A 1,688-nucleotide genomic window follows, 5' to 3' on the forward strand; every position below is an offset into this window, starting at 1 on the left:
GAGGGGCAACGCCCCCGAGCCGCCTGCGGGGTTCCTGGCACGGGCAGCGCAGGGCAGTCGGCGCACAATCCCACCCCATGCACCAACGCCTGCTCCACCGCCTCGCAGCGACCCTTCTGCTGGCAGCAGCCAGCGCTCCATGGAGCAGCGCCTGCGCCCAGTTCGCGCCCCCATCCGGCGCCCCGGGAAGCAGCGTGCTCACAACGCCCCACGTGCGCGCCGAACTCCTGGCGCATGCGCCCCAGGGCGTGGCGCCCGGAGAGCCGCTGTGGCTCGGCCTGTCGCTCACCCACCAGCCCGGCTGGCACAGCTACTGGAAAAACCCGGGGGACTCGGGCCTGCCCACCACCCTGGACTGGGTCTTGCCCGCGGGGCTGGACCCGGGCGAGATCGCCTGGCCCCTGCCCGGGAAAATTCGCGTCGGCACGCTGACCAACTACGGCTACGAAGGCCGCGTGCTGCTACCCGTTCCCGTCACCGTGGGCAGCGGTTTTGCGCCCGGCCCGCTGGCGCAGGACGTGCACGTGCGCCTGCACGCAACGTGGCTCGTCTGCAGCAAGGAATGCATACCCGAAGCGGGTGAATTCACGCTGCAACTGCCCATCAAGAGCAGCACGGCGCTGAGCGCTGCGGCCTTTGAAGCCGCGCGCGAGGCGCAGCCCCGCGCAGTGGACTCCTCCAGCGTGTCCGACAACCAGGCGCGGCTCGACGGCAACGCGCTGCAAATCCGCGTCGCGGGCCTGCCCGCGGCATTGCGCGGAAGAACCCTGGACCTGTTCCCCGAAACGCCCGCGACCATCGCCGCCGCCGGCCCCTGGACCCAGTCCTGGAACGGCAGCCTGTGGACCGCGCGGCTTCCCTTGTCAGAGCAGCGCAGCAGCAGCAACCCCACGGCGCTGCCCGTGGTGCTCGCGGAGCGGACGCCGGAGAACGCGCAGCGCCCGGGCTACCGCGCCGAACTGCAGGTGCTCGGCGCATGGCCCAGCCCCGCGCCCGAGGCCGGCGTGCCGCCCGCGCTCGGGGCCGCGCTCGAGGCCAACGCGGCGCGCGCCGCCGGGTTGGAAAACGTCCCCGCGGCAGCAGGCTCCGGCGCCTCCTTGCCCGCACTCACGCTTGCGCTGCTCGGGGCCTTGCTCGGCGGGCTGATCCTGAACCTCATGCCCTGCGTGCTCCCGGTGCTCGCCATCAAGCTCACGGGCCTTGCGCGCAACGCCCGAGACCGCCGCGCCCGCCGTGCAGACGGCGTCGCCTACACCGCGGGCGTGCTGCTGTGCTTCATGGCGCTGGGCGCGCTCATGCTGGGCCTGCGCGCGGCGGGCCAGGCCGTCGGCTGGGGTTTTCAGCTGCAGTCGCCCGCCATGGTCGCGGCGCTGGCGGCGCTGTTCACGCTGATTGCACTGAACCTCGCGGGGGTATTCCGATTCGGGCAGATCCTGCCCACGTCGCTGGCCAGTGTGCAGGCGCAGCACCCGGTGGCCGACGCGTTCCTGGGCGGCGTGCTCGCCGTGGCCGTCGCGTCCCCCTGCACGGCGCCGTTCATGGGCGCCTCGCTGGGCCTTGCGGCGACGCTGCCCGCCTCCCAGGCGCTGGCCGTGTTTGCTGCGCTGGGCCTGGGCCTGGCCCTGCCCTATCTGGCCGCCAGCTTTGCGCCCGGCGTGGCGCGCGCACTCCCGCGCCCCGGCGCATGG

General features: G+C 73.5%; 1 protein-coding gene. It reads left to right on the plus strand.

Annotated features, from left to right (window positions below; all coding sequences use genetic code 11):
* Positions 1 to 77: 77 nt before the first annotated feature.
* Positions 78 to 1,688, plus strand: a 1,611-nt coding sequence (locus tag VTU_RS0124675) for a protein-disulfide reductase DsbD domain-containing protein (RefSeq protein ID WP_010110500.1), incomplete at its 3' end; no start/stop codon positions are given.

Source organism: Verminephrobacter aporrectodeae subsp. tuberculatae At4 (assembly GCF_000193225.1).
GTDB lineage: Bacteria > Pseudomonadota > Gammaproteobacteria > Burkholderiales > Burkholderiaceae_C > Acidovorax > Acidovorax aporrectodeae.